Below are 26,082 nucleotides of genomic sequence, written 5' to 3' on the forward strand. Positions count from 1 at the left end.
GGACCGGACGAACCGGCGAAAACTCGGCTGAATGATCGCCACAGTGGTGTGGGGCACGGGCAACGTCGGCCGGGCGGCAATCCGGGCCGTCGACGCCCACCCGGCGTTGAAGCTGACCGCGGTGCTCGTCCACGACCCGGCCAAGGTCGGCAAGGACGCGGGCGCGCTGGCGGGGGTCGGCGAACTCGGGGTCGCCGCGACCGACGACATCGACGCCGTGCTGGCCGCGAAGCCGCGAGCCGTCGTCTACGCCGCTTCGGGTGACGTCCGGTTCGACGACGCGCTCACCGACATCGTGCGCGCGATCGGCGCGGGCGCGATCGTCGTGACACCCGCGCTCTATCCCCTGTACGACCAGCGCAACGCGCCGCCGGAGCTGCGCGAGCCGGTGCTGAAGGCGATCTCCGAGGGCGGCGGCTCGCTGTTCGTCTCCGGTGTCGACCCCGGCTGGGGCAACGACGTCCTGCCGCTGCTGATCAGCGGGCTGGGCACCGACATCGACGTCATCCGCTGCCAGGAGATCTTCGACTACTCGACCTACGAGCAGCCCGATTCCGTCCGGTACCTGGTCGGGATGGGCCAGCCGATGGACTACGACCCGCCGATGCTGATGACCGGCGTGCCGTCGATGGTCTGGGGCGGGCAGGTCCGGCTGATCGCGCGGGCGCTCGACGTCGAGCTCGACGAGCTGCGCGAGACCCTGGACCGGCGGCCGCTGGAAACCACGATCACCACGCGGACCATGGGCGAGTTCGAGCAGGGCACGCAGGGCGCGGTGCGGTTCGAGGTGCAGGGCATCGTCGACGGCGAGCCGCGGATCGTCATCGAGCACGTCACGCGCATCCACCCGTCGTGCGCGCCGGACTGGCCGACCCCGCCGAGCGGCGACGGCGCGCACCGCGTGGTCATCGAAGGCCGGCCCCGCATCGAGGTCACCGTCGAGGCGAACGACGAAGGCGAGAACCGGTCGGCGGGCGGCAACGCCACCGCCGTCGGGCGGCTCGTCGGCGCGATCGACTGGCTGGCCGCCGCGGAACCCGGCCTGTACGACGCACTCGACGTCCCGCTGCGCCCGGCAGCCGGCAAGCTCGGAAGGAGGCGCTCGTGAACATCGACATCCCCGAGGGCAAGGACCCGATCGGGTACGTGTGGGGCGAGATGGTGCCCGGGATCGGGATCGCCGCGTCGCAGTTCTCGCTGGCCGTCTACGCGCACACGACGTTGGGGCTGCGGGAGTTCGAGGCCGCGCGGCTGCGGATCGCCCAGATCAACGGGTGCATCTTCTGCCTCGACTGGCGCACCGAGCGCGACGGCGTGAAGGTCGAGCCGGAGTTCGCGGACGCGGTGTTGGAGTGGCGCACCACCGAACTCTTCGACGAGCGCACGCGACTCGCGGCCGAGTACGCCGAGCGGTACACGCTGGACCACCACAACCTGGACGACGAGTTCTGGAAGCGGATGTCCGCGCACTACAGCCAGCAGGAGATCGTGGAGCTGAGCATGAGCCTCGGCGCCTGGCTCGCGTTCGGCCGGCTGAACCACGTCCTGGGTCTCGACACCGTCTGCGTGCTGCCGTCCCACCAGTCGTGAGTGTTCAGGGCGGTTCTAACCGCCCTAAACACTCACGACCACTTGCGCCGGGCTAGAAGTCGGTGGCGATGATCTTCTCGATGTTGCGCTCGGCCAGCGCCGTGATCGTCACGAACGGGTTGACGCTCGTGTTGCCCGGGATGAGGGAGCCGTCGATCGCGTACAGGCCCTGGTACCCGGCCAGCCGGCCGTAGTTGTCGGTCGCCTTGCCGAGCACCGCGCCGCCGAGCGGGTGGTAGGTCAGGTGGTCGCCCCAGATCTTGTACACGCCGAAGAGGTCGGTGCGGTAGATCGTCCCCTCCTTCGCGTTGATCTTGTCGAAGATGGACTTCGCCATGTCGATCCCCGGCTGCTTCCACGCCGTCTGCCAGTTGAGGTCCACACCCTGCGTCGCCGGGTTGTAGGTGAACTGGGCCCGGTTCGGGTTCTTCGTGATCGACAGGTAGAACGACGCCCACGTCTCGATGCCGGTCGGCAGCGGCGCGACTTCGGCGAACGCGCCGCCGGCGTTCCAGTTGTCGATGCCACCGCAGGGAATCGACGACTGCAGGCTGCCGGTCGGGTCCCAGATGTGGTTGGCGCGCCCGCACATCACGTTCCCGTTGTCACCCCAGCCCTTGCCGACCTCGCCGTTGAGGTTGGGCAGCGCGCCGGTGGCCTTCAGCTTCACCAGCAGCTTGCTCGTGCCGACACTGCCCGCGGCGAAGAACACCTTGTCCGCCGTCACGGACTTCGTCGCCGTCACCGCGCCCACGGTGTTCAGCTGCTCCATGACGACCGTGTAGCCGCCGCCGGACGCGGGCGTCACGTTCGTCACCCGGTGCAGTGGCGAGATGGTGACGCGGCCGGTGGCCTTGATCTTCGGCAGGTAGGTCTTCTGCAGGGACTTCTTGCCGTAGTTGTTGCCGTACAGGATTTCCCCGGCCAGCGCCGAGCGCGGCACGGTGTTGGCCTGCTCCTGCTTCATGTAGTCCCAGTCGTACACGTCCGGCACGAACACGAACGGGAACCCGGACCGCTGCGCCTGTTTCCGGCCGACCCGCGCGTACTGGTAGCACTCGGCGGAGTCGAACCACGCCGGGTCGATGAGGCCGACGCCGAGGCCGGCGTTGGCGCGCGGGTAGTAGGTGCCGTACATCTCGTCGGCGTTGACGGTCGGGAGGATCGCGCCGAAGTTCTCCCGCTTCGGCGTCACGGCCATGCCGCCGTTGACGAGCGAGCCGCCGCCGACGCCGCGGCCCTGGTACACGGTGATGCCGCTGAACTCCTCGGCGTCGAGGATGCCGGTGTACTTCGGGATGTCCTTGTCGATCGGGAACCCGAGGAAGTTGGACAGCGGCTGCTTCGTCCTGGTGCGCAACCAGAACGAGCGCTGGTCCGGACTGGTCGTGTTGGCGAAGATCTTGCCGTCGGAGCCGGGCGTGTCCCAGGCCATGCCCATCTCGACCAGCTGCACGTCGACGCCGGCTTCGGCGAGCCGCAGCGCGGTGACCTGGCCGCCGTAGCCCGAGCCGATCACCAGCGCGGGCACGCGGGCGGCGTCGGCGATGGTGGCGGCGGCCGCCCGGCTCCCCACTGCCGCGGCCGCCAAGATAGAACCAGTTCCAGCGATGAAAAGACGGCGGGAAACTGCGCCAGAAGCTGTTCTCCACACGGGTTCGTCACGCATGTGATGGTCCTCACCGTTGAGGTATATTAGAACAGGTTATAACTCAGTGGTGCAGACAAGTCGACATATACCCGCGAGTAACCTCCCCGGGTTGCGCGAGGATTCCGCTGAATGGGCCATGATGGACGACTGTGGAGTCGACCCGAGTGGACCGCTGGCTGTGGGCGGTCCGGCTGACGAAGACCCGACCGGACGCCGCGGCGGCGTGCCGGGGTGGTCACGTGCGCGTCAACGGCAAACCCGCGAAGCCCGCGACGACCGTGGTGCCGGGCGACGAAGTCCGCCTGCGCGTCGCCGCGACGACCAGGATCCTCGACGTGGTACGGGTGATCCAGAAACGCGTGGGCGCGGCGGACGCGGTCACCTGCTACGTGGACCGGACGCCGAAGCCGCCCCCGGACGCCGTCGTCCCGGTCGCCCGCCGCGACCGCGGCGCGGGCCGGCCGACCAAAAGGGAGCGTCGGGTGCTGGACGCGTTCCGGCAGCAGGAGCCCTGATTCGGTACGACCGACTCATTTCGCGTTGAATGAGTCGGTCGTCTCACGACTGCGGTTTCAGGCCGTCCAAGACCAGCGTCAGCAAATGCGCGGTGCGTGCCGCGCGGTCCGCGCCGAAATCGGTCCGCCAGAGAAACCCGACGAGCTGGAGGATTTCTTCGGCGTCGACGTCCGGCCGCAGTGTGCCCGCCCGCTTTCCCGCGTCGAGCAGCAACGTGATGGCGGCGCACGTCGGCGCGTAGTACTCGCTCGAGAGGTCGGCGCGCGTCGCGGCTTCGACGGCCTCGCCGACCCCGTGCTTGATCCGGCCGTACGCCGCGAGCTGCTCGAACCACCGCCGTAGGGCTTCGGCGGGCGGGTGCCCGGCGAGCAGCTTCGGCGCCGCGTCGATCAGCTCCTCGACGTCGTGGCGGTAGACGGCCAGCAGCAGCGCCTCGCGCGTCGGGAAGTGGCGGTAGAGCGTGCCCTGGCCGACGCCGGCCGCCTTCGCGATCGACTGCAGCGACGCGGCACTCGATGCCTTGAGCGCGACGCGCGCGACCTCGAGGATCCGCTCACGGTTCTGCTCGGCATCGGCTCGCATCGGCGTCACCACGCCAGCCTAAGCCAAGCGGACAGCTGTCCGGGATTGACCGTGGCCACCGCACGCGCCGAGCGGTCACTCCGGGCTGAGGAACTCCAGCCGGTTGCCGACGCAGTCGTGGGTGTAGAAGCGGCGGTGACCGGGAAAGCCGTCGTCCCACTCGACGCCGTGGCCGGCGAGCCGGGCGGCCAGCGCGTCGAGGTCGGCGGGGTTGTCGAGGACGATGCCGGGGTGGGCCTTGCGCGCGGGCCGGAAGTCCGCTTCGACGCCGAGGTGGAGCTCGAGCCCGCCGGACCGCAGCCACAACCCGCCGCGCCCGGCGAGCGCCGGGGGTTTCGGGACCTCGGTCAGGCCCAGGACGCCGACGTAGAACTCGCGGCACCGGTCTTCGCTGCCGGCCTCGATGGCCAGCTGGACGTGGTGCAGTCCGAAGGTCATCCGCCCAGCCTGCCACGGGATCGACGTCCGGCCCGCGGCTTTCCCGGAAATAGCGGGGAATTCGCCGAGTTCGGGTCGGTCGTGGGGTGAAGTGGGTAGTCCCCCTCCCGGACGAGGCGGAGGGGAAGTCCATGACGACCGCGGTGGAAGCTCCGGAACGGTTGCTGGCCGCCGCACGGCCGCTCGTCGTGCGGTACTGCCGCACCCGGCTCGACCCGGAGCTGGCCGACGACGTCGCGCAGGAAGTCTGCATCGCGGTGCTGCGGGCTCTGCCGCGCCGGCCGCCGGAGCGGTCGTTCCCGGCGTTCGTGTGCGGCATCGCCCGGCAGTACGTCGTCCTCGCGCACAAGGCCGCCGCGAAGGTGCAGGACGAGCCGGTCGCCGAGCTGCCCGACGAGGCCGACCCGGCGATGGACCCCGAACACCACGCGCTGCAGCGCGAACTCGGCGAACGCGTGGGCCGGCTGCTGCAGGTGCTCTCGGAGAAGCAGCGGGAGATCGTGCTGCTGCGCGTCGTCGTCGGCCTCAGCGCCGACGAGACCGCCGAAGTGGTCGGGTCGACGGCGGGCGCGGTGCGGGTCGCCCAGCACCGGGCGCTCGGCCAGCTGAGAAAGGCCGTCGCGGGCTGAGCGGCGCTACGCTGGCCGGGTGAGCGACAGCGAGAACTTCGAAGGACGCGATGTCGGGTCCGGGATCTCCGTCATCCGCGAAAGCAGCGACGTCGTCGGCTCCGGGCCGCGGCTGCACCGGCACCCCTACACCGAGACGTTCGTCATCATCCGCGGGCGGGCCCGGTTCACCATCGGCGACGAACAGCGCGACGGCGGCGCCGGCGACGTCCTGGTCGTCGCGGCCGGGACACCGCACAAGTTCGCCGTGCTCGGGCCGGGTGTCTACGAGGCCGTGCACATCCACGAAAGCGACCACTTCAGCACCGAATGGCTGGAGTGACGCGCTAGCCGAGCACCGCGACGACCCGGGTGCCCGGCGCGAACGCCCCGGCCTCGACGCGGGCGAAGAGCCCGTACAGCATCTTCGCTTCGTAGACCCAGTCGAGCGTGATGCCGTGCCGGGCCGCGAAGTCCGCGACGAAGGCGTCGAGCGCGGGGGTGCGCTTGGCGTACCCGCCGAAGTGGAAGTCGAGGTCGAGCGACCAGTTGTCGGTGACCACGCCGGCGTCTCGTTGCAGCCGGCGGACTTCGCCGGTCAGGAACCCGCCGCCCTTCAGCGCGGCGAAGCCGAGCGCGCGCTGACGGCCGGTCAGCCCGGCGGCGATGCCGGCGAGCGTCCCGCCGGTGCCGGTGGCGCAGACGACGACGTCGACGTCCGGCGGGAGCTCGCCGGGCAGCTCGGCTGCGCCCCGCACGGCGAGGCCGTTGCTGCCGCCCTCGGGCAGCACGTAGCAGGGGCCGAACCGGCGCAGCAGCGGAGTGAGGACGTCCGGTTCCGTCGGGCGGCGGTAGGCCGCGCGGTCCAGGTAGGTCAGCGTCATGCCGCGGGCGGCGGCGAAGGCGAGGGACTCGTTCAGCGGCCGGTGCTCTTCGCCGCGGACGACGCCGACCGTCTCGAACCCCAGGCGGTGGCCGGCCGCGGCGGTGGCGCGTAGGTGGTTCGAGAACGCGCCGCCGAAGGTCAGGAGCCGGGTGAAGCCCTGCTCGCGGGCGGCCCGCAGGTTGTGCCGGAGCTTGCGCCACTTGCCACCCGGGATCTCCGGGTCGACCAGGTCGTCACGCTTCAGCCGCAGGTGGACGCCGTGGCGGTCGAGCCGCTCGTCGCGCAGCTCCACCAGCGGCGACGGCAGACCGGTGCCGCCGCCGTCGCCCATGAGCGGCAGCTTAGAGGCCGCCGTCGGGGATCATCCCCCGCAGCTTCGTCAGCGCGCGGTACTGCGTGATGCGGACGTTGCCGGCCGAGATGCCCAGCGCCTCCGCCGTCTCGGTCGCCGACAGGCCGACGACGATCCGCAGCGACAGGATCTCCTGGTGCAGCCGCGGCAGCGACGCCATCAGCCGGCCGAGCCGGGCGCCGAGGTCCAGCTCCAGCACGTGGAGCTCCGGCTCGTTGCCGCCCAGCGGCCGGTCCGGCAGCTCCGAGACCGGCTTCGACCGGTCCCGGGCCACCGAACGGAAGGCGTCAGCGACCTTGTTCGCCGCGATCGCGCGCACGAGGTACAGGAACGAGCCGCCGCGGTCCTGGTAGTTCGGCAGCACCTTGAGCACGGCCAGGCAGACTTCCTGCGCGACGTCGTCGGCCGAAAGGTACGAGAGGTCGCGGCCGCCGATCCGCGCGCGGCAGTAGCGCACGACCGTCGGCTTGATCAGGCGCAGCAGCGCCTGGACGGCGTCCGCGTCGCCGGTGCGGGCCGCCGCCACGACCGGGTCGAGCCGCTCCTTGGTCAGCTTGCCGTCGGGCCGCGGCGAATCCTCCAGCACGGTGTAGCCCTCGACCGGCACCTCCGGTGCCAGCGTCATCGTGTTCACGGGTTCCCTCCTCGCTTCGGTCATCGGATCGCGACCGGGCACCCGTCTCCACAATGGACGCACTGGTCCCGGGACGATCCACGATCCGACATCCGGAGTAATCGAGGCGCTGACCAGCAACGTTGCACGGTGGTGGTTCTTGTCCAGCTATTGTCCGTTAACCAGGAACGGCCCAGTCGGGTTGCCCGGTGCCCACTCGCGGAGTTCGGGTCAAATCCTGGACAGATACCGCCGTACCGCGGAAATCCGTAGCGAAAACGCGGGGGCGGCCGATCCACCGCGGGTGATGCGAATCCGACCACCGGGGGCCGACCTCATGATCACTCATTGAACGCCACCGCGGAACCGGCCCGATGACCGACGACCGGTTCGACGTGTTCCTGTGTTCCGCCGACGACGCACTCGAAAAGGCCCTGCGGACCGGCGGAATGCGAGTGTTCCGGGATCGGGCTTTCGACGATTTCGACACCGGGACCGCGGCCGCGCTCGCCGGTTCGCGGGTGCTGCTCGCACAGTGCCCGCGTGACCCGCCGACGGCGTTCGCGGCGCGGCTCACCGCCGCGTTCACCGCCGCCCTGCGCCACGGCGATCCCGCCGACCGCGTGCTGACGATCGGCGGGCAGAGCCCGGTGAAGCCGCTCTGCCGCGGCTCGGCGGCACTGCCGGACCTCGTCCGGCGGGTCCGCCGGAAGGTCGCCGGGACGCGGGGCCCGCTGGGCCCGGCGCCCCGCCCGCCGCACTGGTTCACCGGCCGGCACACCGCGTTCTGGACCGTCCACAACGGACTCGACGGCGGCCGGCTGCTGCTGCACGGCCTGCCGGGGGTCGGCAAGACCGCGCTGGCCGAGCGGTACGCCTGCCTCTACCGCGACAGTTTCGGCGGCGGCGTGCTGCGGACGGGACCGTTCGGCCACCTCGACCCCGGCGACTTCCTGCCCGCCTTCCACCTCGACCTCGCTCGGGCTGTGGCGGAGCACTGGGCGACCGACGTGACCGGGCTGGACCTTCGCCGCCTGAGCCTCTTGCTCGCCGACCGGATCACGGCGGCGGGCGAGCAGGTGCTGCTGCTGGTCGACGACGTCCCGGCCGGCCTGCCCTCGACGGTCCTGGACCGGGTCGCGCCGGGCTCGGCGCGCACGCTGGTGACGAGCCGGTTCGCCCAGTCCTGGGCCGCGCCGTCGGTGCACCTGCCCGGCCTGACCCCGGAGGAGTCCGCGGGCCTGCTGCCCCCGGGAGGCGACGCGGTGCGGCGGTTCGCCCTGCGCTGCGACGGCCACCCGATGACGGTGCGCGCCACGGCGTTCGCGGTGCGGGACGCGGCCGGCCCGCTGACCGACGCGGTGCTGGCCGAGCGGCCCGACCTGGCGCCCGAGGCCATCCGGGACGTGCTGCGCGGCCTGGCCCCGACGGCCCGCGACCTGCTCCGGCTGGGCGCGGTGCTCGCGCCGGCGCCGCTGCCCCAGGACGTGGCGCGGGCGGCGCTCGGCTCCCCCGATCCGGCGGAGTTCGAGGCGGCGGTCGCGGAGCTGGCGGGGCACGGGTTCGCGCAGCGGTCGGGTGAGCTGCTGCGGCTCCAGGGGCTCGCGGTCGAGGTGGCGCAAGGTGAGTCCGGCGCGCTGCTGGGGGAAGCGCCGGACGCGGTGCTCGCCGGGCTGGCCCGGGAAGCACCCGGAAGTGGCCTGGTCCGGCACGCCCGTTCCCTCGCCGACCACGCTCCCGCCCACCGGCTCCGGCTCCTGCGTCCGGTCGCCGCCGCCCACGAGCGGCACGGCGATCCCGCCGCCGCCGGGGAGATCCACGCGACCATCCTCGCGTCCGGCGAAGCCACCTCGGCCGACTTCGCCGCCGCGGCCCGGGTCGAGATCGACTGCGGTCTCCACGCCGAAGCCGCCGAGCACGCCCGGGAAGCGCTCGTCCTCGCCACCACCGACGCCGAGCGCCACACCGCGAGCCTGACCGCCGCCCAGGCCCTCGACTGCCGTGGCGACTACGCCGAGGCCGACGTCTTCCGGCACGCCGAGCACCCGCCCGAAACCGGCGAGGCGCGCTACCGGGCCGCCCTCGCCACCGCCGTCGCCCAGCGGCTGCGGGGGCGGCCGCAACCAGCGCTTCTGGAGCCGCTCCTGGACGAGCTGGAACCGGGCACGCTGAAGGACGAGCTGGCCCTCGAGCACGCGCGAAGCCTCCTGCGAGCCGGGCACCCGCAGCGGGCGAGCGACGTCGCCGCCGCGGTCGTCGCGAACCAGCACGCCGCCGGCCGCGAACGGCATCCCCGCTGCGAAGACGCGGAGTTCGTGCGAGCCGAGGCCGTGCTCACCCTCGACCTCGCCGGGCTCCCGGCCGACCGCGAAGACCGCGCCGCCGAGCTGCGGGCGCTCGAGCAGGGCTACCGGCTGCGGTACGGCGCCGAACACGCGCTGACCCTCACCGCGGCCACGTTCGCCGATCGCGCGCTGCTCGCGCTCGGCCGGCCGCGGCACGCCCTCGCCGCGCTCGCCGCGACCGAGCAGGTCGTGCTGCGCGTGCTCGGGGACGACCACCCGCTCGGCTACCGGATCCGGCACGGCAGAGGCCTCGCGCACGCGCTGCTGCGGGAGTTCGACCGCCAGGCCGAACTCGTCGAAGCCGTCCTCGGACCCCAGATCCGGCTGCTCGGCCGCACCCACCCGGAAACCCTCGAAAGCCGCCTCGACCTCGGGCTGGCGCTCGCCTTGAGCGGCCGCGGGCCGCTGGAGGAGGCGAGGGCGCTCGTCGACGACGCCGCCCGCGACACCGCCGGCGCGCTCGGCGTCAGCGGCGAACTGACCGCCAAGGCGCGGGCCGCCAAGCAGGTCGTGCGGCTGCCCGCGTCCTTCACTTCCGCGCTCTTCGCCGTCGAACGGCTGGTGTGGCCGGGCGCCTGAGCTTCAGCCGGCGCCGGCCGGCTGCCACCGGATCCCGTAGGCGAACCCCGGCGCGAGGTGCCGGAACTGGACGTGCACCTCGCCGGCGTCGTCGATCTCCAGCACCGCGCCCCGCGGCGGCTGCTGGCGCGTCTCGTCCTGGAACACCTTCTCCAGCCGCAGGATCCGGTCCGGCACCCGGTCCCCGAACCGGACGTGCAGGTCGAACAGGTCGCACGGGTGCCGCGGCACGCACACGTAGTGCGGGTGGCGCATGGCCGCCCGGAATCGCAACCCGATGTCGTGCCGCTCACCGCGTCGCAACGGCTCGGCCAACCGCAACGCCATCCCGATCCGGTCACTCGACTCCATCGCGCGCCCGGCCAGCACCCCGCCGTGGAACACGTCGACGTCGAGATCGGTCTCCCGCACCGATTCCCCGGAATCGCCGGGCGCGGTGAGGGTGAGCGCCAGGTCCAGCTCCGCGATTTCGTCGGCGTCGGCGACCACGCGGCGGAATTCGAACGCTTCGGCCACCGGCTGGTCCAGCGCCAGCGTGACGCGCAGTTCTTCGGTGTGCCAACTACGGCTCGGATAGCGCGGTCGCGGCTGGAACCCGGCGGCCGCGACGGCCAGTGCGGCGACCTGCTCGATTCCCTCGTCGATCCGGCGCCGGACCGTCCGGTCGTCCCGGTCCAGAGTGATCGCCGCCCAGTGCACCCGTTCCTGGTAGAAGGGCTTGCGCGCCCGCTCGTCGAGGGCGAACGCGGCGAGCAACGCGATCTTCAAGTCGTCCGGCAGCGACTCGATCAGCGGACGCAATCGATCCGAAAGCTTACGCCGTATCCCGACGGTGTCGTCATCCTCGGAAATGCCGCACGTGGCGCGCAATGCGGGCCCGACCCGATCGGCCAGTGGCGTGCTGAAAATGCCCCGCCCTTTGCGCAGGACCTTGAGCTCGCCGACCACGTCCGCCACACTCGGGTCCACCGTTGCACCCCACTCCGTCCCACGCACGGGGATCACTATTCGGCAGCCCCCGCATCGCTGTCCAGTCGATCATGGGGCGGCAAACGGATCGTTATCCCGCGGTTTCCTTTCCCCGCACCACGGGAAACGGGAAACGTCTTGCCGGTGTGTTCCGGGAGACCGCATTCTTGGCGTACCGCGCCGATTCCGCGGCGAAAAACCCACAAGACCACGGGTGTTCCCGGCCGGGCCGCGCGCCGCCGCCGGGGCGCTCATGTCGAAGGAGTCGAAATGAAGGTCATCTGTTCGTTTTCGCTGCTCCTGCGGCTGGCTTTCTGGCTGGTCGCGGTGGCCCTCGTGGCCGGCGTCTCGCTGGGTCAGCACGGGGAGAGCGCACCCGGCCGGCCGGACACCCCGGTGGTCGCGGCGCACACGACCGATGTGCGCTGAACCGGACCGGGGTGGCGGGTCCGGGGGCCGCCACCCCGCCGGGTGATCATGACCCGCGCCCGCGTCACCCCGGCCGCGCCCGGGTACTTGTTGATCATGAGCCCGAAGATGTGGCGCCTGCTGATCTCGGGGTCGCTGCGGCTGTTCCTGCTGGGCGCCGTGCCGGCCACGGCGCACCTTTCGCTGTTCGTCGGCGTGGTGGCGACGGCGATCGCGTTCCTCGTGCCGCCCCCGCGGACCCCGCACGAACGCCTCGGCCCTTAGCCGGCGACGAGGCGCCCCAACACGGCCGGGACCGCCCGTTCGAGCTCGGCGGCGGCGGTTTCCGCACCGGCCAGGTGCCGGAGCAGGGATTGCTGGAACAGGCCGTCGAGCAGGGCGTACGAGACCGCCTGCGGCACCTGCTCCACCGCGTCGGCGAGCTCGGCGTAGCGCGCGACGACGTGGTGGATCATCTCCTCGCGGCGCCGGTCGATCTCGAGCACGTCGGCCCGGAAGGACTCGTCGAACAAGCTCTGGTTGCGCAGGTCGTACCAGAGGCGGTGCATCTTGGCGTCCGCCCGCAGCGTCGCGGCCATCGCCGCCGCGAAGTCGCGCCGCAGTTCTTCCGCGGTCCCCGCGCGGGCGACGAGCTCGTCGTACCGGGTCACGCAGATCTCTTCGAACTGGCGTACGCAGTGGGTCAGCAGGTCGACCTTGTCGGCGAAGTAGTAGTGCAGCACGCCGTGCGAGAACTCCGAGTTCTGCGCGATTTCCCGCAGGCTGGTGCGCGCGTAGCCGAGCTCGGCCAGCGTCTGCAGCGCGGACTCGGCCAGCTGCGCCCGCCGCTGCTCGAACTTGTCGACCTGGCGGCGCGAGATCCGGTCCCGGGTCCGCTCCTTCGCCTCTGTCACCCGTCCAGTCTATCGGGCAGTCGACCAAGCTTTACTGGACAACTGTCCAGGGATCGCTTGACGGCTGTCCAGAGGGTGGCCGATGCTGTGGCCCAGCCGTCGCGAGGAGGAGGTGTCCATGGGCCGGCACGACCTGTCCGGACGCGCCGCGCTGGTCACCGGGGGCGCGCGGGGCCTCGGCGCCGGGCTGGCCGCGGCGCTGGCCGGGGCGGGCGCCGCGGTGGTGGTCGCCGACACCCGGGAGGACCTGGGCCGGGACACCGCCGACGCGCTGAAGCAGACCGGCGCCAAGGCCGCGTTCGTCCCGCTCGACGTCACCGACGACACGAGCTGGGCCGACGCCGTCACCGCCACCGTCGGCGAGCTCGGCGGACTGGACACCGTGGTCAACACCGCCGGCCTCGAGCTCTCCGGCCTGCTCGCCGACCTCGACCCGGCGCGGCTGCGGCGGATGCTCGAGGTCAACGTCCTCGGCACGGCGCTGGGCATCAAGCACGCCTTCCGCGCGATGCGCCCGGGTGGCGCGGCCGGACACGGCGGCGCGGTGGTCAACATCGCGTCGGTCGCCGCGGCCGTCGGCCTCGCCGGTCACGCCGCGACCCGGTCCGCGGTCGACCGGCTCACCCGGGTGGCCGCGCTGGAGGCCAGGCAGTTCGGCTACGGCGTGCGCGTCAACTGCGTCTACCCCGGTCAGGCCGCCGACGAGATCGGCGCGGGCACCGACATCGCCGACGCCGTGGTGTTCCTGGCCTCCGACGCCGCCCGGTTCGTCACCGGCGCCGGCCTGCCGGTCGACGACGACGCCGCCCGGTGAGGGAGTATCTCGACACGGGTGCCTCGCTCGCCCCGTCCGCGCCGTGCCTGACGATGGCCGGGGTCACGCTGAGCTACGCGTTCGTCCAGGAGCTGTCCTGGCGGATCGCCCGGGGGCTCGACCGGTCCGGGGTGCGCCCCGGCGACCGGGTCGCGGTCCTCTCCGGCAACGACCCGACCGCGTTCTCGTGCGTCTTCGGCATCGCCCGGGTGGGCGCGACCTGGGTCCCGCTCGACCCCGCCGGGATCTTCGACGCCGCCGGCTGCACGTGCCTGCTCTTCCACGTCTCCTTCGCGCCCTTGGTCGAGCGGCTGCGGCCGCACCTGGCCGGGGTGAAGACGGTGATCTGCCTCGGTGGCGCCTCGCCCGGTGCCACACCGTTCGAAGACTGGCTCGAGGGGGTGCCCGCGTCGCCGTGGGACGCCGCGCCGCGCGGCGACCTCGACACCGGCACCGCGCTGACCCTCCTGGGGCACCCGGCCGAGGAGCGGCCGCGCTTCCTCGCCCCGACGTCGCTGACCGGCCGGGCCGGTCTGCTGAGCCGCCCGGTGCTGGCCCTCGGCGGCGAGATCGTCCTGATGCCGGCGCCGGACGTGACCGACTTCCTGCACCTGGTGGAGCGGCACCGGATCACCCACGCGTTCCTGCCGACGGCGCTGCTGTGCCGCCTGCTGGACAACATCACCCTCGACACCGCCGACCTGACCTCGCTGCGCTGCCTGTTGTACGGCGACGCGCCGCTGCCTGCCGCGCGGCTGCGAGAAGCGCACGAGCGGGTCGGGCCGGTGCTGCACCGCCCCCTCAGTTCCACGGACGCAGCTTCTCGGGATTGCGCACCGCCCAGATCCGCTTGATCCGGTCGCCGTCGACCTCGAACGCCAGGACCGAAACGACCACGCCGTCGCGCTCGGCGACCAGCCCCGGGCGGCCGTTGACCAGCCGTTCCCGCAGGGTCAGCGCCGGGATCCGGCCGGTGATCCCGATCGTGTACCGCGCGACGCGCTCGCCACCGGTGATCGGGTGCCGCATCGCGTTCACCACCCCGCCGCCGTCGGCGGTCGCGGTCGCCTGCGGGTCCAGCAGGCGCACGAGCCCCTCGATGTCCCGGGCTTCCCAGGCCACCTTGAACGCGCGCACGACCTCGGCGCTGCGGGCCCGCGGCGGCTCGGGCGTCCGGGCGGCGCGCACCCGGCGACGGGCGGACGTCGCCAGCTGCCGGCACGCGGCCGGGCTGCGGCCGAGCACCCCGGCCACCTCGGCGAACGGGTAGCCGAACACGTCGTGCAGCACGAACGCGACCCGCTCGGCCGGGGTCATCGCCTCCAGCACGACCAGGAAAGCCATCGTCACCGACTCGTCGAGCGTGACGCGGTCGGCCGGGTCGACGTCGCCGGGCACCGGCTCCGGGAGCCACTCCCCGACGTACCGCTCCCGGCGGACCCGCGCCGAGCCGAGCAGGTCGAGGCAGATCCGGCCGGTCACCGTCGTCAGCCAGGCGCCCGGCGACCGGATCGCGGCCCGCTGCGGCGCGGACAGCGCGTACCACCGGCCGTAAGCCTCCTGGACGACGTCCTCGGCGTCGCTCAGGGACCCCAGCAACCGGTAGCCGATGCCGATCAGCTGCGGCCGTTCGCTCATCACGTCGCTTTCGCTCACACGCTCTCGACGAACCAGCGGGCCGAACTGTGACGGCGGGCGCCTCACGTTCCGGCGTGCCGTGTCGTCGGACCGGCGAACCGAGGAAAGGAACACCGATGACGACACTCGAATCGCGGCTGCCCGATCCGGCCGCGCTCTTCCCCGAACTGCGCGAGATCTCCGGCGCCCTGACCAGGGTCACCATGAACGGCTCGCTCCCGCGGACCACCATCCACCTGGTGCAGCTGCGCATCGGGCAGCTGGTCGGCAGCACCTACCACGTCGTCCGGCAGGCCGACCTGCTCCGCAAGTCGGGGGCGACCGAGGAGCAGGTCACGTCGGTGGCGTCCTGGCCGACGTCGCCGTACTTCAGCGACGCCGAACGCGTCGCGCTGGAGCTCGCCGAGGCCGTCTTCACCGCGAACCCGTCCGGGGAACGGGTTTCCGACGACCTGTTCACCCGGGCCTCGGCGCACTACGACGAAAAAGCGTTGTGGACGCTCGGTCTCGCGCTCAGCCAGATGTGCTACTTCGTGCCCGTCGCGCTGATCGCGAAGCCGATCCCGGGCATGCCGCTGGGGAAGAACTACACCAAGTAGCGGCCACGCAGCACGACGGCCACCGGGGTGGCCAGCGCCGCCAGGTCCGCGCGGGGGTCCCGGTCGTACACGACGGCGTCGGCCGGGGCGCCCGGCTCCAGCCCGGGCAGCCCGAGGTACTCGCGTGCGCTCCACGACGCCGCCGCCAGCGCGTCGTGGGGCCGCACGCCCGCGGCCACCAGCGCGCGGATCTCGGCGACGATTCCGCCGTGGGGCAAGGAGTCCGTGCCCGCCAGCAGCCGCACACCGGCCTCCACCGCGGCCACCGCCAGCGCGCCGTGGACGCGTGCGCCGCTCAGGTACCACGTCCTTGCCTGGCTGTCCGGCTCGTTTTCCCTTCGCCGCAGGCTTTCCGTGATCGTGGCCAGCGTCGGCGTCAGCGCGGTGCCCTGCGATGCCATGCGCGGCAGCAGGTCCGGGTCGAGGCCCATCCCGTGCTCCAGCGAGTCGACGCCTGCCGCGACCGCCGCCGCGCCGCCCTCGGCGTGCTGGCTGTGCACGGCCACCCGCGCACCGGCCGCGTGGGCCTCGCGCACGATGCCGGTCAACACGTCCGCCGAGAGCGCGGGATCGCCGACCTTCCAGTCCGCGATCACCTTCACCCAGGCGGCCGCGGCCGCCTGCTTCGCCGCCAGCGCGGGCAGTTCGCCGGGTTCGCCGCGCACGCCCCAGCCGTCGATGAACTGGCCGTGCTGCGCCAGCCACGGACCGGCGTAGCTCACTCGCGGCCCTTCCTCGCCGAACCACGGCGGCGGCTCGGCCGGCAGGCCCGGCGAGCGGATCAACGTCACCCCGGCTTCGAGGTGCTGACGCAGGTGCGCGCGCAGCATCGCGGGATCCGGCGCCGCGCCGGGCGCCTCGACCCCCGGGTGCGTGTGGACGTCGACCAGCCCCGGCACCAGCCAGCCTTCGCCCACCAGTGTCGCGCCCGCGACCGGGTCGGTCGTCCAGCGATCGCCGTCGGCGTACAGGTCGACGTACTCGCCGCTCGGCAGCGCGTATCCCCGGACGCGAATGATCACCACACCGAACGTACCCGCGTACGCGCTCCGGCGTAGGCGCGAGAGCCGTCCGCCGTCGGACGACCGCGGGCCTCCGGAGCACGACGATGGGGAGCGTCGAAAAGGAGGCGCCATGACGCTCAAGCCCCGGGTGCGCAAGTGGTGGCTGGTGGGCCACATCGTCTCGGCCGGCGCGTGGATCGGCATCGACGCCGTGCTCGGCATCCTCGTCTGCACCGCGCTGATCACCGGCGACGCCGCCGTCCGCGCCACCGCGCTGGCGGCGCTGGGCCTGTTCGCCGTGTGGCCGATGCTGATCGCCGCCGTCCTCGCCCTCGGCACCGGCGCCGTGCTCGGCCTCGGCTCGAAGTACGGCCTCCTCCGCTACTGGTGGGTGGCCGTGAAGCTCGCGATCAACGTCCTGATGGCGGTGCTGATCCTCTTCGCGCTTCGGCCGGGGATCAACGAAGCCGCCACGAACCCCGAAGGCCTGCTCTACCCCGTCGTCGTCGCGCCCAGCCTCTTGCTGTTCGCCAGCGTCCTCTCGGTCTTCAAGCCGTGGGGCCGCGTCCGGAAGGAATCCCATGACCCTGCCCGTCGAGACCACCGCACTGACCAAACGCTACGGACCGATCGCCGCGGTCGAGGACCTGCACCTGTCGGTGCGCGCCGGTGAGGTGTACGGCTTCCTCGGCCCCAACGGCGCCGGCAAGACCACGACCCTGCGGATGCTGCTCGGCCTGATCCGGCCGACGTCGGGCACCGTCCGGCTGTTCGGCGCGGAGCCCGGCGGGCTCGGTCGCGTCGGCGCGCTGATCGAAGGTCCCGCGTTCTACCCGTACCTCTCGGGGCGGGTCAACCTGAAGGTCCTCGCCGACCACGCGGGGGTGCGCCGTGGCCGCGTCGAAGAAGTGCTCGACGTCGTCAGCCTCACCGACCGCGCGAAGGACCGCTACGCGACGTACTCGCTCGGCATGAAGCAGCGGCTCGGTCTCGCCGCGGCGCTGCTGAAGGAGCCCGAGCTGGTGGTGCTCGACGAGCCGACCAACGGCCTCGACCCGGCCGGCATGGCCGACATGCGGGTCACGCTGCGCAAGCTCGCCGCGGACGGCTGCACGGTCCTGCTTTCGAGCCACCTGCTCGCCGAGGTCGAACAGATCTGCGACCGCGTCGGCGTGCTCGACCGCGGGCGGCTCGTCAGCGAGACGACGGTGGCGGACCTGCGGGCGGGCGGCGCGCTGCGCGTCGTCGCCGAGCCGCTCGAAGCGGCCCGAGACCACCTGTGCCGGCTGTATCGCGAGGTCCGCGTCGACGGCGTCGCGCTCGAACTCGACGTCGACCCCGGCGAGGCCGGCCGCGTCAACGCCGGACTGGTCGGCGCCGGGATCACCGTCACCGAGCTGCGCTGGCACGAACCCGACCTCGAACAGACCTTCCTCGCCCTGACCGGAGGTGCCCACCATGCCGCGTGACATCCGGGCCGAGCTGACCAAGCAGGCCCGCCGCCCGGCGAGCTGGCTGCTGCTGGCCGTCGCCGTCGTGCTGTCCCTGACGTTCGGCTACGCCGTTCCCTACGCGGGCTTGAGCGGCGCGTCCGGTCCCCCGGGCGCCGGCCGCGGCCTGGACGCGATGCTGCCCGGCGCGTTCGTCGGCAGCGCGCTCGGCGGGTTGCCGATCTTCGTCGGCGCGCTCGTGCTGATCTTCGGCGTGCTCGTGGCGGGCAGCGAGTACGGCTACGGCACGTGGAAGACGGTGCTGGTGCAGCACCCGTCGCGCGTCGCCGTCTTCACCGCGAAGCTGGTCACCGTCGCCATCGGCGCGCTGGCCACGGTGCTCGCGCTGTTCGCCGCGACCGCGGGCGCGAGCGTGCTCGTCGCCTCGCTGCAGGACCGGGCCCTGGTCTGGCCGTCCCCTTCGGACGTCCTGCTCGGACTCGGCGCGGGCTGGCTCGTCACCACCATGTGGGGTGCGCTCGGCGTGCTGCTCGCGATCGGGCTGCGCTCGGTCGCGCTGCCGATCGGGCTCGGCCTGGTCTGGCTGCTGGCCGTGCAGAACCTGCTCGCTTCGATCGCCGCGCCCCTGCTCGACTGGGTCGCCCAGCTGCAGAAGGCGCTGCCCGGGCCGAACGCGGGCGCGCTCGCGGCCGCGTTCGGGGCGAGCGCGCCGGGCGTCGACCCGATCGTCGGATCCGGGCAGGCCACGGCCGTGCTGGCCGCGTACCTGCTCGCCTTCGCCGTCCTCGGCGGGTGGCTGCTGCACCGTCGCGACATCGCCTGACGCGCGGGTGCGGCGCACCGGCGCCCGCGTCCGTCCGGTGTAGTGTTTGCCGGTCCGACCGGCGGGTGACCCACGTGAGGTGCCATGACAGTGCGGCGGTACCCAGTGGCGGCGCTGCTCGTCTTCGTCACGGTGGCCCTGGTCGTGGTGAACGGTTTCGCGTTCTGGGGCGACACGCTCGCGCTGTGGGTCGACGACGCCATGCAGCTCGGCGCCGGGGTCACGGCCGTCGTCTGCGGCTTCCTGGTGGCGCGCCGGGTCCGCGGCCACCAGCGCTGGTGGCGGGTGCTGGTCGCGGTCGGGATGGCCGGCTGGTCGCTCGGCCAGTGCGTCTGGTCGTGGTACCAGCTGATCGACGGGCGCGGGCTGCCCTCGCCGTCGCTGGCCGACGTCGGCTACCTGAGCTTCCCGGTGTTCGCGCTCGCCGCGTTGTTCGTGCTGGCCCGGGCGCGGATCCGCCCCGACCGCGAACGCTTCCAGCCCGCCCAGTGGACGGCGCACTTCGGCGTCGCGGTGGTGCTCGACGGCCTGATCGTCACCGGCTCGCTGTTCATCCTCACCTGGACCGCCGCGCTCGGGCAGCTGGTCCGGGCCACCGCGCCGGACAAGCTGACCTGGTCGGTCGCCATCTCCTACCCGCTGTCGGACCTGGTGATCGTGGTCGTCGCGGTGCTGCTGGTCGTGTTCGACCGGGTGGACCGGCCCTACCGGGCGAACCTGCTGCTGGCCGCGGTCGGGATCGTCGCGCTGGCCGCGTCCGACAGCGTGTTCGCCTACCTGGTCAGCATCGGCGCGGAGAGCATGAAGCCGTGGTCGGACGGCGGGTTCGTGCTCGGGCCGCTGTTCATCGCGTTCGCCCTGCTGGTCACGCCGGGGCCGCGGAGCCGCGAAGACGCGGGCCCGGCGGCCGGGGTCGACTGGTGGCAGCTGGCGCTGCCCTACGTCCCGGTCACCGCCGTCGCGCTGCTGATCACCGGGCAGCTGCTGGCCGGCGCCGGCCCGGACGGCGTCGAGGTGGTCGTCGGCGTGCTGGTGGTGTTCCTCGTGCTCGCCCGGCAGCTGCTTTCGTTGCTGGACAACCGGTTGCTGCTGCGCCGGGTCTACGAAGGACAGCAGGCGCTGACCCACCAGGCCTACCACGACCCGCTGACCGGGCTGGCCAACCGCGCGTTGTTCGCCGACCGGCTCGACCGCGCGGTCGAGGCCGTCGACCGGCCGCTCGTGCTGATCTTCGTCGACCTCGACGACTTCAAGGAGGTCAACGACCGGTTCGGGCACGCGGGCGGCGACGTCCTGCTGCACGCCGTCGCCCAGCGGCTGCTGAGCTGCGTGCGCTCGACCGACACGGTGGCGCGCCTGGGCGGCGACGAGTTCGCGATCCTGCTGGACGGCGAGCCGGACGCGCCGCAGGCGGTCGCCGACCGGATCCAGGGCGCGCTGCGGCGGCCGTTCGCAGTGCACGGCACGCTCGTCTCGGTCCGCGCGAGCATGGGCCTGGTGGTGCCGGACCCGGCCGAGCCGCTGGTGACGTCGGACGTGCTGCTGGGCCGCGCGGACACGTCGATGTACGCGGGCAAACGGCTGGGCAAGGACACGACGGTCGTCTACCGGCCGTCGCAGGACGGCCCGCCGGACTTCCCGTCGGCGTTGCGCCGGGCGTCGGGCGGCATCCCGGAGGGCTTCGGGCTGGTGTTCCAGCCGATCGTCCGGCTGGCCGACGAGGTCCCGGTGGCGGTCGAGGCGCTGGCCCGCTGGAGCACGCGCGACGGCACGGTCGTGTCGCCGGAGACGTTCGTCCGCTCGGCCGAGGGCGCGGGCCTCGGCGCCGAGCTGGACGCGCTGGTGCTGGACCTGGCCTGCCGCGAGATCACCGCGGCCGGGCTGGACCTGACGGTGCACGTGAACGTCTGCGCGAGCCGCCTCGGCGCGGCGGCGCTGGAGCAGAGCGTGGCTTCGGCGCTGGCGCGCTACCGGCTGCCGGCGTCCCGGCTCGTCGTGGAGATCACCGAGACGGTGCCGGTCCCGGACCTCGCGGCCGGCGCGGCGGCGATCCGGCGGCTGCAGGAGCTGGGCGTCCGGGTGGCACTGGACGACTTCGGCGCGGGGTACAGCTCGTTGACGGTGCTGCACGCGCTGCCGGTGGACTCGATCAAGCTGGACCGCGCGCTGACGACGGGAGTGCAGCCGGAGCGCGACGCCGCGTTGTGCCGGTCCTTGGTCGGGCTGTGCGCGGAGCTGGGCTTGGCCGTGGTGGCCGAGGGAATCGAGACGGCCGAGCAGGCGTCGCTGGTCACGGCGGCGGGCTGCACGACGGCGCAGGGCTACCTGTACGGCCGCCCGGCCGCGTTGTCGGCACTGCGCCTCTCGGCCATCCCGGCAAGCTAACGCCCCAATGTGGCCTTCGGTGCGTCTGACGCACCGAAGGCCGCCTTGGGTGCGTCAGACGCAACCAAGGCCACATTGGGGCGCTTGGGGCGGTCAGTCCGCGTGCACGCCCGGTGGGAGCACGCCGAAGATCGTCGCCGTCGAGCCCGCGCCCCTGCGGTTGATCGGGCCGCCCGCCAGCACCCACGCCCCCGTCGTCGGGAGGGCCTTCAGGTTCGCCAGGATCTCCAGGCTGATCCGGTGGCGCTGGTACACCAGCTTCGACACCGTGTACGTCTCGTCCGTGCCGACGTCCGGGCTGAACGTGTCGGTGCCCGTGCCGCCGCGGCGGCCGATCCGCCCGGTGTCGATCAGCCACTTCACCGCCGGGATCGAGAACCCGGGCTGGTGCAGCACGCCGTCGGCGTCGGTGTTCGGGTAGGCCGGGGTGCCCCACTTGGCGTCCCAGCCGGTCCAGAGCACCACGACGGCGTCGTCGGGGATGCGGCCGTTGCGCCGTTCCCAGGCCTTGAGGTCGTCGATCGTGACGCCGTAGTCCGGGTTTCTTCTGGACTGCGCGCGAACGTCGATCTTCACGGCGGGCCGGAACAGGTCTTCCGGGTCCATGTCGTCGGCGAGTGGCTGGCCGGTGTTGAAGTGCCCGGGCGCGCCCCAGTGCGTGCCCGTGTGCTCGCCTTCGCGGACGAACTGCAGGTAGTAGCCGTCGTTCGGGATCGTGGCGATGGTTTCCAGCTCGAAGGCCGGGTCGCCGGGGAACACGTTCGTCGTGGCCGGGTCGTTGACGTGCGAGAGGCTGACCAGCTTCAGCTGGTCGAGCCGCACCGGCGGCGCCGTCGCCGTGGCGGCCTGCGCGGTGCGCCCGGACAGCGCGGCGCCGAACACTCCGGCCAGCCCCGCGGCCAGCACCCTGCGTCTCATCGGCATGGGATCCCCTTTCACCGGACCACCGCCCGTGCGGTGGCCTGCACGGTGATATCACCCGAGCCCCGCGCGGCCAAGGAGTTGCGCGAGGATGACGGTATGGACGACGACATCGACCGCGCCGACGACGGCATCCTCGACCCCGAGGACACTTTGGACGACCGCGACGAGCTCGCGGAGGGTTATTCACCGCCGGAACGCCCGCGCGGCACCGAAGAGTGGGGCACGACCGCCCGCGAGACCGCCGAAGGCGAGAGCTGGGAGCGCCGGCTCGCCCGCGAGGTGCCGGACCTGGCCGACGACGAAGCCGACGACGGCCTCGGCGACAGCGAGGACACCGACGGCGAGCTGATCGACGACGAGGTCGGCGACGTGCGCGCGGGCCGGCTGGTCGCCACCGACGAGGGCTTCGGCGCGGACACCGACGAAGAGCTCTACGCGTCGGACGCGGGCATCGACGGCGGCGCGGCTTCGGCGGAGGAAGCCGCCGTCCACGTGATCGACCCGTCGCGACGCTGGTGAAGGGCCGGACCCGCCCCCACGACGGGTCCGGCCCCGATTTCGCGAGTGGCCTAATCCTTTCCCCCTTCCGGCGCGTGGGGTAGGCGGCAGAGCGGTCAGTGGCCGGATCCGGCCGGGCCCGCCCGCGCTGCCGGGAAGGGACACGGATGCTGGAGGGGCTGCTCTCACCCGGCGCGGGCGCGCTGTACGACGCCATGGTGCGGACCGGGCCGCTGCCGCTGGACGACCCGCGGACCGAGAGCCCGGAGATGCGGGAGCTGCTCGACCGCGGGTTCGTGCGCCGCGACTACCGGGACGACCCGGTGATCGCCCCGATGGAGCCGGTCCGCGCGGTCGACCACGCGATCCTCGGCGCGCAGCAGCGGCTGCTGGAGCAGCAACGCCAGATCGTGGCGGCGCGCCAGCAGCTGGACGTGCTGCAGGCGGTCTACCGGGCGGCGAACGGCTCGGGCGGCGACTCGGCGGTCGAGGTGCTGACCGACCCGCGGCGGATCGGCTCGCTGTCGCTCGAGCTGTGCCTGTCCGCGCGCGAGGAGTTCCTCACCTTCACCACGCGCCACTTCAAGCGCAAGCCGGACGCGAGCACGGTGATGAAGCTGCCCGAGGCGGTGACCGAACGCGGGGTCTCGTTGCGCAACGTCTACGAGCGCGCGGCGCTGGAGTTCGACGGCGCGAAGGAGGTCGTCGAGGCGAGCGTCGCGGCCGGCTGGACCATGCGGGTGGCGCCGGAGCTGCCGATGAAGATGGTGATCGCGGACCGCCATTCCGCGTTGGTGCCGCTGGACCCGAGCGGCATGGAAGGCGCGCTGTTCGTCCGGAGCCCGCCGGTCGTGGCCGCGCTGCGGATGCTGTTCGAGCTGGTCTGGGGCCAGGCCGTGGCGGTGCACGGCGGGGAGGGCACCCAGCCCCGCCACGGTCTGACGCCGACCCAGGCGAAGGTCCTCGACCTGCTGGCCACGGGCATGACCGACGGCGCGATCGCCCGCCACCTGGACGTCAGCGAGCGCACCGTCCGCCGGCACGTCCAGGGGCTGCTGGAGGCCCTGCAGGCGGACAACCGGGTGGCCGCGGTGTTCGCCGCCACCCGGCTGGGCTGGCTGGGCTGACGCCTACTCCAGCTTCTTGCACTGGGGCGGGCCGCCGCTCCAGATCCAGACGCAGACCGTTTTCGGTTTGCCGGGTCCCCCGTCCGTGGCGGCGGTCGCGGCCGGGGCCGCCAGTGCGCCGCACGCCGCCGTCGAGATGATCGCCGCGGCCAGGCCGGTCAGCGCTCGCTTGATCATGGTCGTCCCTCCGGGAAGTGATCTTCGGGACGAACGTAAGGCCGCCGGGGTGTGCACCGGCAGGGGCGGGTTCGGCCAGTGTCCGCTTCCGGCCACTGTCCACCCGGCCGGAACCGGACGTTGGCCGCACTGGACCGGTGTGCGCCGCCGACGCCGCTCTTAGCGTCGGAACCATGGGCGACGAGACACCCCCACGCTGGTGGGCCGAGGACGGCGTCCGCCCCCGCCCGGACCCCGCCGGCTGGTGGCCGGAAGCCGACACCCTGCACTGGATCCGCGCCACGGAACCCGACGAAGCCGCGGACCGCTCGTGACCGGCGAATCCGACGTCACGCCGGATCACCACTAGCCGCGCTGTCCGGGGCGAGGTGGGTGGCGCCGGCCTGTCGCGGCCCGAACCGCACCCCCGCCCCGGCACCGCGGCAGATCGTGCGGCTACGCCGGCGCAAGCGGCTGGGCCCGGTCCGGGCCGGCGGCCGGCCCGGTCCGCCGGTTTCGACCGCGCACGCGGTGCTGGTCCGCTGCCGGATCAACCGCTTGTCCCGCCTCGACCGAGGCGCCCGAGAACGGCGGCAAACCGGCGGTCACCCGGCTGGCCGGCCTCCCCGGACCCGCCACTAACCGTCGTAGGCGCGGACCGCGTCGAGGTACTCGGCGATCGCGTCCCGGTTGCGCAGCAGGCATTCCGCGCGCCGGGTCATCCGGTCGCGCTCCCCCTCCAGCGTCGCGATCATCTCCGGTGTCGCGTCCGGGAAGTGGATGGCGCGGGGCTTGTCGAGGCAGGGCAGGATCTGTTTGATGATCCGGGTGGGCAGCCCGGCGTCGAGCAGCCCGCGGACCTGGAGCACCCGGTCGACCATCGCGTCGGCGTAGTCGCGGTAGCCGTTCGGCCCGCGGGCGGCGATGATCAGCCCCTGCTCCTCGTAGTACCGGAGCAGCCGCCGGGCCGTGCCGGTGCGCTCCGCGAGCACGCCGATCCGCATGTGCGCCACCTCACCTAGACCTTCACACGTATGTGAAGGTTCGAGCATAACGGCATGCGCACCGCACTCCTCGCCCTCACCACCGCCGCGTTCGTCACCGTGCTCACCGAAGCCCTGCCCGCCGGCGTGCTGCCCGGCCTGAGCGCCGGCCTCGGCGTCGGCGAACCCGCCGCCGGCCAGGCCGTCACGGTCTACGCGCTCGGCACCGCGCTGACCGCCGTCCCGCTGTCGGCGGCCACCGCGACCTGGCGGCGCAAGCGCTTGCTGCTGACCGGTGTCGCCGGGTTCGCCGTCGCCAACACCGTGACGGCGCTGTCGGCGGACTACGCGCTGACGATGATGGCCCGGTTCCTCGCCGGCGTGGCCGCGGGCGTCGTCTGGGCGCTGCTCGCCGGCTACGCGCGCCGGCTCGTCCCGGACGGGCCGGGCAAGGCCATCGCGATCGTGATGGCCGGCATCCCGCTCGCGCTGTCGCTGGGCATCCCCGCCGGGACGTTCCTGGGCGGCCTGTTCGGCTGGCGCTGGGCGTTCGGCGCCATGTCGGTGCTCGCGGCCGTGCTGCTGGCCTGGATCGCCGCGCGGGTCCCGGACCAGCCGGGCCGGGCGGGCGGGCGGCTCGCCGTCTCGCGCACGCTCTCCGTCCCGGGTGTGCTGCCGGTGCTGGCCGTGACGCTCGTGTTCGTGCTGGGGCACACCGTGCTCTACACCTACGTCGCCGCGTTCCTCGGCCACGCCGGCCTCGGCGGCGCGGTCGACGTCGTCCTGCTGGTGTTCGGCGTCGCGTCGATGGCCGGGATCTGGGTGGTCGGCGCGGTGATCGACCGGGCGCTGCGCGCGTTGACGGTGCTCAGCACGATCCTGGTCGCGCTCGCGGCGGCGCTGCTGGCGGTGTCCGCGGGCAGCCCGGCGCTGGTGTACGCGGCCGTGGCGCTCTGGGGACTCGGCTGGGGCGGCGTCCCGACGCTGCTGCAGACGGCCGCCGGCCACGCGGGCGGCGAGGCGGCGGACCACGCGCAGGCCATGCTCGTCACGCTGTGGAACGCCGCGATGGCCGCGGGCGGCGTGGCCGGCGGCGTGCTGCTCGACGCCGCCGGGCCGGCCGTGTTCCCGTGGACGTTGCTGGTGCTCCTGCTGCCGGTGTTCGCCGTGGTGCTCGGCGCGCGACGGCACGGTTTCCCCGCGACGTCCTGAGTGGACGAAGGGCCCGG

The 26,082-nt window shown here is 72.9% G+C and carries 31 protein-coding genes; 19 read left to right on the top strand and 12 right to left on the bottom strand.

What is annotated here, in order from left to right; translation table 11 throughout:
- The first annotated feature begins 31 nt into the window (after window positions 1-31).
- Both M8542_RS22895 and M8542_RS22900 read left to right on the top strand, forming a co-directional pair.
- Window positions 32-1,108, top strand: a complete 1,077-nt coding sequence (locus M8542_RS22895; protein WP_257922255.1) for an NAD(P)H-dependent amine dehydrogenase family protein — start codon at window positions 32-34, stop codon at window positions 1,106-1,108.
- Window positions 1,105-1,590: a carboxymuconolactone decarboxylase family protein gene (locus M8542_RS22900; RefSeq protein WP_257922256.1), complete on the top strand. Its 486-nt coding sequence runs from the start codon at window positions 1,105-1,107 to the stop codon at window positions 1,588-1,590. The genes M8542_RS22895 and M8542_RS22900 overlap by 4 nt, the downstream gene beginning before the upstream one ends.
- 52 nt (window positions 1,591-1,642) lie before the next feature.
- Here the strand turns inward: M8542_RS22900 and M8542_RS22905 are convergent, their stop codons facing one another.
- Window positions 1,643-3,166 (bottom strand): GMC oxidoreductase, encoded by a 1,524-nt coding sequence (locus M8542_RS22905; protein WP_504970532.1) that lies wholly within the window; start codon window positions 3,164-3,166, stop codon window positions 1,643-1,645.
- Window positions 3,167-3,390: 224 nt separating this feature from the next.
- Here M8542_RS22905 and M8542_RS22910 point away from each other — a divergent pair, with 224 nt between their 5' ends.
- Complete coding sequence (locus tag M8542_RS22910) at window positions 3,391-3,756, top strand: RNA-binding S4 domain-containing protein (RefSeq protein WP_257922258.1); 366 nt, start codon at window positions 3,391-3,393, stop codon at window positions 3,754-3,756.
- A gap of 43 nt (window positions 3,757-3,799) precedes the next feature.
- On the opposite strand, the gene M8542_RS22915 is transcribed toward M8542_RS22910, so the two are convergent.
- On the bottom strand, window positions 3,800-4,339 hold the full coding sequence (locus M8542_RS22915; RefSeq protein WP_257922441.1) for a TetR/AcrR family transcriptional regulator: 540 nt from the start codon (window positions 4,337-4,339) through the stop codon (window positions 3,800-3,802).
- 75 nt (window positions 4,340-4,414) lie between these two features.
- Window positions 4,415-4,777, bottom strand: coding sequence for a VOC family protein (locus M8542_RS22920; RefSeq protein ID WP_257922259.1), 363 nt, complete (start codon window positions 4,775-4,777; stop codon window positions 4,415-4,417).
- 131 nt (window positions 4,778-4,908) lie between these two features.
- Between M8542_RS22920 and M8542_RS22925 the strand changes: the two genes are divergently transcribed.
- Both M8542_RS22925 and M8542_RS22930 read left to right on the top strand, forming a co-directional pair.
- Window positions 4,909-5,406, top strand: a complete 498-nt coding sequence (locus M8542_RS22925; protein WP_257922260.1) for a sigma-70 family RNA polymerase sigma factor — start codon at window positions 4,909-4,911, stop codon at window positions 5,404-5,406.
- A gap of 19 nt (window positions 5,407-5,425) precedes the next feature.
- Window positions 5,426-5,728 carry a cupin domain-containing protein gene (locus tag M8542_RS22930; protein WP_257922261.1) on the top strand — a complete coding sequence of 101 codons (303 nt, stop codon included), beginning with the start codon at window positions 5,426-5,428 and terminating at the stop codon, window positions 5,726-5,728.
- A 4-nt stretch (window positions 5,729-5,732) separates the two neighbouring features.
- Here M8542_RS22930 and M8542_RS22935 read toward each other — a convergent pair whose 3' ends face one another.
- Both M8542_RS22935 and shbA read right to left on the bottom strand, forming a co-directional pair.
- On the bottom strand, window positions 5,733-6,602 hold the full coding sequence (locus M8542_RS22935) for a 1-aminocyclopropane-1-carboxylate deaminase/D-cysteine desulfhydrase (protein ID WP_257922262.1): 870 nt from the start codon (window positions 6,600-6,602) through the stop codon (window positions 5,733-5,735).
- A 10-nt stretch (window positions 6,603-6,612) separates the two neighbouring features.
- Window positions 6,613-7,248, bottom strand: a complete 636-nt coding sequence (gene shbA / locus M8542_RS22940) for an RNA polymerase sigma factor ShbA (RefSeq protein WP_257922442.1) — start codon at window positions 7,246-7,248, stop codon at window positions 6,613-6,615.
- Between the two features lie 362 nt (window positions 7,249-7,610).
- Here shbA and M8542_RS22945 point away from each other — a divergent pair, with 362 nt between their 5' ends.
- Window positions 7,611-10,160, top strand: a complete 2,550-nt coding sequence (locus tag M8542_RS22945; RefSeq protein WP_257922263.1) for a hypothetical protein — start codon at window positions 7,611-7,613, stop codon at window positions 10,158-10,160.
- A 3-nt stretch (window positions 10,161-10,163) separates the two neighbouring features.
- On the opposite strand, the gene M8542_RS22950 is transcribed toward M8542_RS22945, so the two are convergent.
- Window positions 10,164-10,961, bottom strand: coding sequence for a hypothetical protein (locus tag M8542_RS22950; RefSeq protein ID WP_257922264.1), 798 nt, complete (start codon window positions 10,959-10,961; stop codon window positions 10,164-10,166).
- A gap of 438 nt (window positions 10,962-11,399) precedes the next feature.
- Between M8542_RS22950 and M8542_RS22955 the strand changes: the two genes are divergently transcribed.
- Both M8542_RS22955 and M8542_RS22960 read left to right on the top strand, forming a co-directional pair.
- Window positions 11,400-11,558, top strand: coding sequence for a hypothetical protein (locus M8542_RS22955; protein ID WP_257922265.1), 159 nt, complete (start codon window positions 11,400-11,402; stop codon window positions 11,556-11,558).
- 48 nt (window positions 11,559-11,606) lie between these two features.
- Window positions 11,607-11,822 carry a hypothetical protein gene (locus tag M8542_RS22960; protein WP_257922266.1) on the top strand — a complete coding sequence of 72 codons (216 nt, stop codon included), beginning with the start codon at window positions 11,607-11,609 and terminating at the stop codon, window positions 11,820-11,822.
- On the opposite strand, the gene M8542_RS22965 is transcribed toward M8542_RS22960, so the two are convergent.
- The gene (locus tag M8542_RS22965; protein ID WP_257922267.1) at window positions 11,819-12,451 is read right to left on the bottom strand and encodes a TetR/AcrR family transcriptional regulator; all 633 of its coding nucleotides are present in this window, start codon (window positions 12,449-12,451) and stop codon (window positions 11,819-11,821) included. The genes M8542_RS22960 and M8542_RS22965 overlap by 4 nt on opposite strands.
- Window positions 12,452-12,533: 82 nt before the next feature.
- Between M8542_RS22965 and M8542_RS22970 the strand changes: the two genes are divergently transcribed.
- Window positions 12,534-13,265 carry an SDR family NAD(P)-dependent oxidoreductase gene (locus tag M8542_RS22970; RefSeq protein ID WP_257922268.1) on the top strand — a complete coding sequence of 244 codons (732 nt, stop codon included), beginning with the start codon at window positions 12,534-12,536 and terminating at the stop codon, window positions 13,263-13,265.
- Complete coding sequence (locus M8542_RS22975) at window positions 13,262-14,119, top strand: AMP-binding protein (protein ID WP_257922269.1); 858 nt, start codon at window positions 13,262-13,264, stop codon at window positions 14,117-14,119. The genes M8542_RS22970 and M8542_RS22975 overlap by 4 nt, the downstream gene beginning before the upstream one ends.
- On the opposite strand, the gene sigJ is transcribed toward M8542_RS22975, so the two are convergent.
- Window positions 14,067-14,903: an RNA polymerase sigma factor SigJ gene (gene sigJ, locus M8542_RS22980; protein WP_257922443.1), complete on the bottom strand. Its 837-nt coding sequence runs from the start codon at window positions 14,901-14,903 to the stop codon at window positions 14,067-14,069. The genes M8542_RS22975 and sigJ overlap by 53 nt on opposite strands.
- A 116-nt stretch (window positions 14,904-15,019) precedes the next feature.
- Here sigJ and M8542_RS22985 point away from each other — a divergent pair, with 116 nt between their 5' ends.
- A complete protein-coding gene (locus tag M8542_RS22985) occupies window positions 15,020-15,502 on the top strand; it encodes a carboxymuconolactone decarboxylase family protein (protein ID WP_257922270.1) in 483 nt (160 codons plus the stop codon).
- On the opposite strand, the gene M8542_RS22990 is transcribed toward M8542_RS22985, so the two are convergent.
- On the bottom strand, window positions 15,490-16,524 hold the full coding sequence (locus tag M8542_RS22990; protein WP_257922271.1) for an amidohydrolase family protein: 1,035 nt from the start codon (window positions 16,522-16,524) through the stop codon (window positions 15,490-15,492). The two genes, M8542_RS22985 and M8542_RS22990, sit on opposite strands and share 13 nt — an antisense overlap.
- Window positions 16,525-16,636: 112 nt before the next feature.
- Here M8542_RS22990 and M8542_RS22995 point away from each other — a divergent pair, with 112 nt between their 5' ends.
- The 4 genes from M8542_RS22995 to M8542_RS23010 all read left to right on the top strand — a co-directional run bounded on the left by M8542_RS22995 (window position 16,637) and on the right by M8542_RS23010 (window position 21,165).
- Window positions 16,637-17,179 (top strand): hypothetical protein, encoded by a 543-nt coding sequence (locus tag M8542_RS22995; RefSeq protein ID WP_257922272.1) that lies wholly within the window; start codon window positions 16,637-16,639, stop codon window positions 17,177-17,179.
- On the top strand, window positions 17,088-17,975 hold the full coding sequence (locus M8542_RS23000; protein WP_257922273.1) for an ABC transporter ATP-binding protein: 888 nt from the start codon (window positions 17,088-17,090) through the stop codon (window positions 17,973-17,975). The genes M8542_RS22995 and M8542_RS23000 overlap by 92 nt, the downstream gene beginning before the upstream one ends.
- Window positions 17,965-18,780, top strand: coding sequence for an ABC transporter permease (locus tag M8542_RS23005; RefSeq protein WP_257922274.1), 816 nt, complete (start codon window positions 17,965-17,967; stop codon window positions 18,778-18,780). The genes M8542_RS23000 and M8542_RS23005 overlap by 11 nt, the downstream gene beginning before the upstream one ends.
- Before the next feature lie 84 nt (window positions 18,781-18,864).
- Complete coding sequence (locus tag M8542_RS23010) at window positions 18,865-21,165, top strand: putative bifunctional diguanylate cyclase/phosphodiesterase (protein WP_257922275.1); 2,301 nt, start codon at window positions 18,865-18,867, stop codon at window positions 21,163-21,165.
- A 93-nt stretch (window positions 21,166-21,258) separates the two neighbouring features.
- On the opposite strand, the gene M8542_RS23015 is transcribed toward M8542_RS23010, so the two are convergent.
- The gene (locus M8542_RS23015; protein WP_308210275.1) at window positions 21,259-22,089 is read right to left on the bottom strand and encodes a cyclase family protein; all 831 of its coding nucleotides are present in this window, start codon (window positions 22,087-22,089) and stop codon (window positions 21,259-21,261) included.
- 96 nt (window positions 22,090-22,185) lie between these two features.
- On the opposite strand from M8542_RS23015, the gene M8542_RS23020 reads away from it, so the two are divergent.
- Together M8542_RS23020 and M8542_RS23025 are read left to right on the top strand one after the other, a co-directional pair.
- Window positions 22,186-22,608, top strand: a complete 423-nt coding sequence (locus M8542_RS23020) for a DUF5709 domain-containing protein (RefSeq protein ID WP_257922277.1) — start codon at window positions 22,186-22,188, stop codon at window positions 22,606-22,608.
- A 146-nt stretch (window positions 22,609-22,754) separates the two neighbouring features.
- Complete coding sequence (locus tag M8542_RS23025) at window positions 22,755-23,714, top strand: LuxR C-terminal-related transcriptional regulator (protein ID WP_257922278.1); 960 nt, start codon at window positions 22,755-22,757, stop codon at window positions 23,712-23,714.
- Between the two features lie 3 nt (window positions 23,715-23,717).
- Here M8542_RS23025 and M8542_RS23030 read toward each other — a convergent pair whose 3' ends face one another.
- On the bottom strand, window positions 23,718-23,891 hold the full coding sequence (locus M8542_RS23030) for a hypothetical protein (RefSeq protein ID WP_257922279.1): 174 nt from the start codon (window positions 23,889-23,891) through the stop codon (window positions 23,718-23,720).
- A 173-nt stretch (window positions 23,892-24,064) separates the two neighbouring features.
- On the opposite strand from M8542_RS23030, the gene M8542_RS23035 reads away from it, so the two are divergent.
- On the top strand, window positions 24,065-24,205 hold the full coding sequence (locus M8542_RS23035) for a hypothetical protein (protein ID WP_257922280.1): 141 nt from the start codon (window positions 24,065-24,067) through the stop codon (window positions 24,203-24,205).
- 303 nt (window positions 24,206-24,508) lie between these two features.
- Here M8542_RS23035 and M8542_RS23045 read toward each other — a convergent pair whose 3' ends face one another.
- Window positions 24,509-24,874, bottom strand: a complete 366-nt coding sequence (locus M8542_RS23045; protein ID WP_257922281.1) for a MerR family transcriptional regulator — start codon at window positions 24,872-24,874, stop codon at window positions 24,509-24,511.
- Between the two features lie 54 nt (window positions 24,875-24,928).
- Between M8542_RS23045 and M8542_RS23050 the strand changes: the two genes are divergently transcribed.
- Complete coding sequence (locus M8542_RS23050) at window positions 24,929-26,065, top strand: MFS transporter (RefSeq protein WP_257922282.1); 1,137 nt, start codon at window positions 24,929-24,931, stop codon at window positions 26,063-26,065.
- Window positions 26,066-26,082 lie beyond the last annotated feature (17 nt).

The sequence above is a fragment of the Amycolatopsis iheyensis genome (assembly GCF_024703995.1).
Classification (GTDB): domain Bacteria; phylum Actinomycetota; class Actinomycetes; order Mycobacteriales; family Pseudonocardiaceae; genus Amycolatopsis; species Amycolatopsis iheyensis.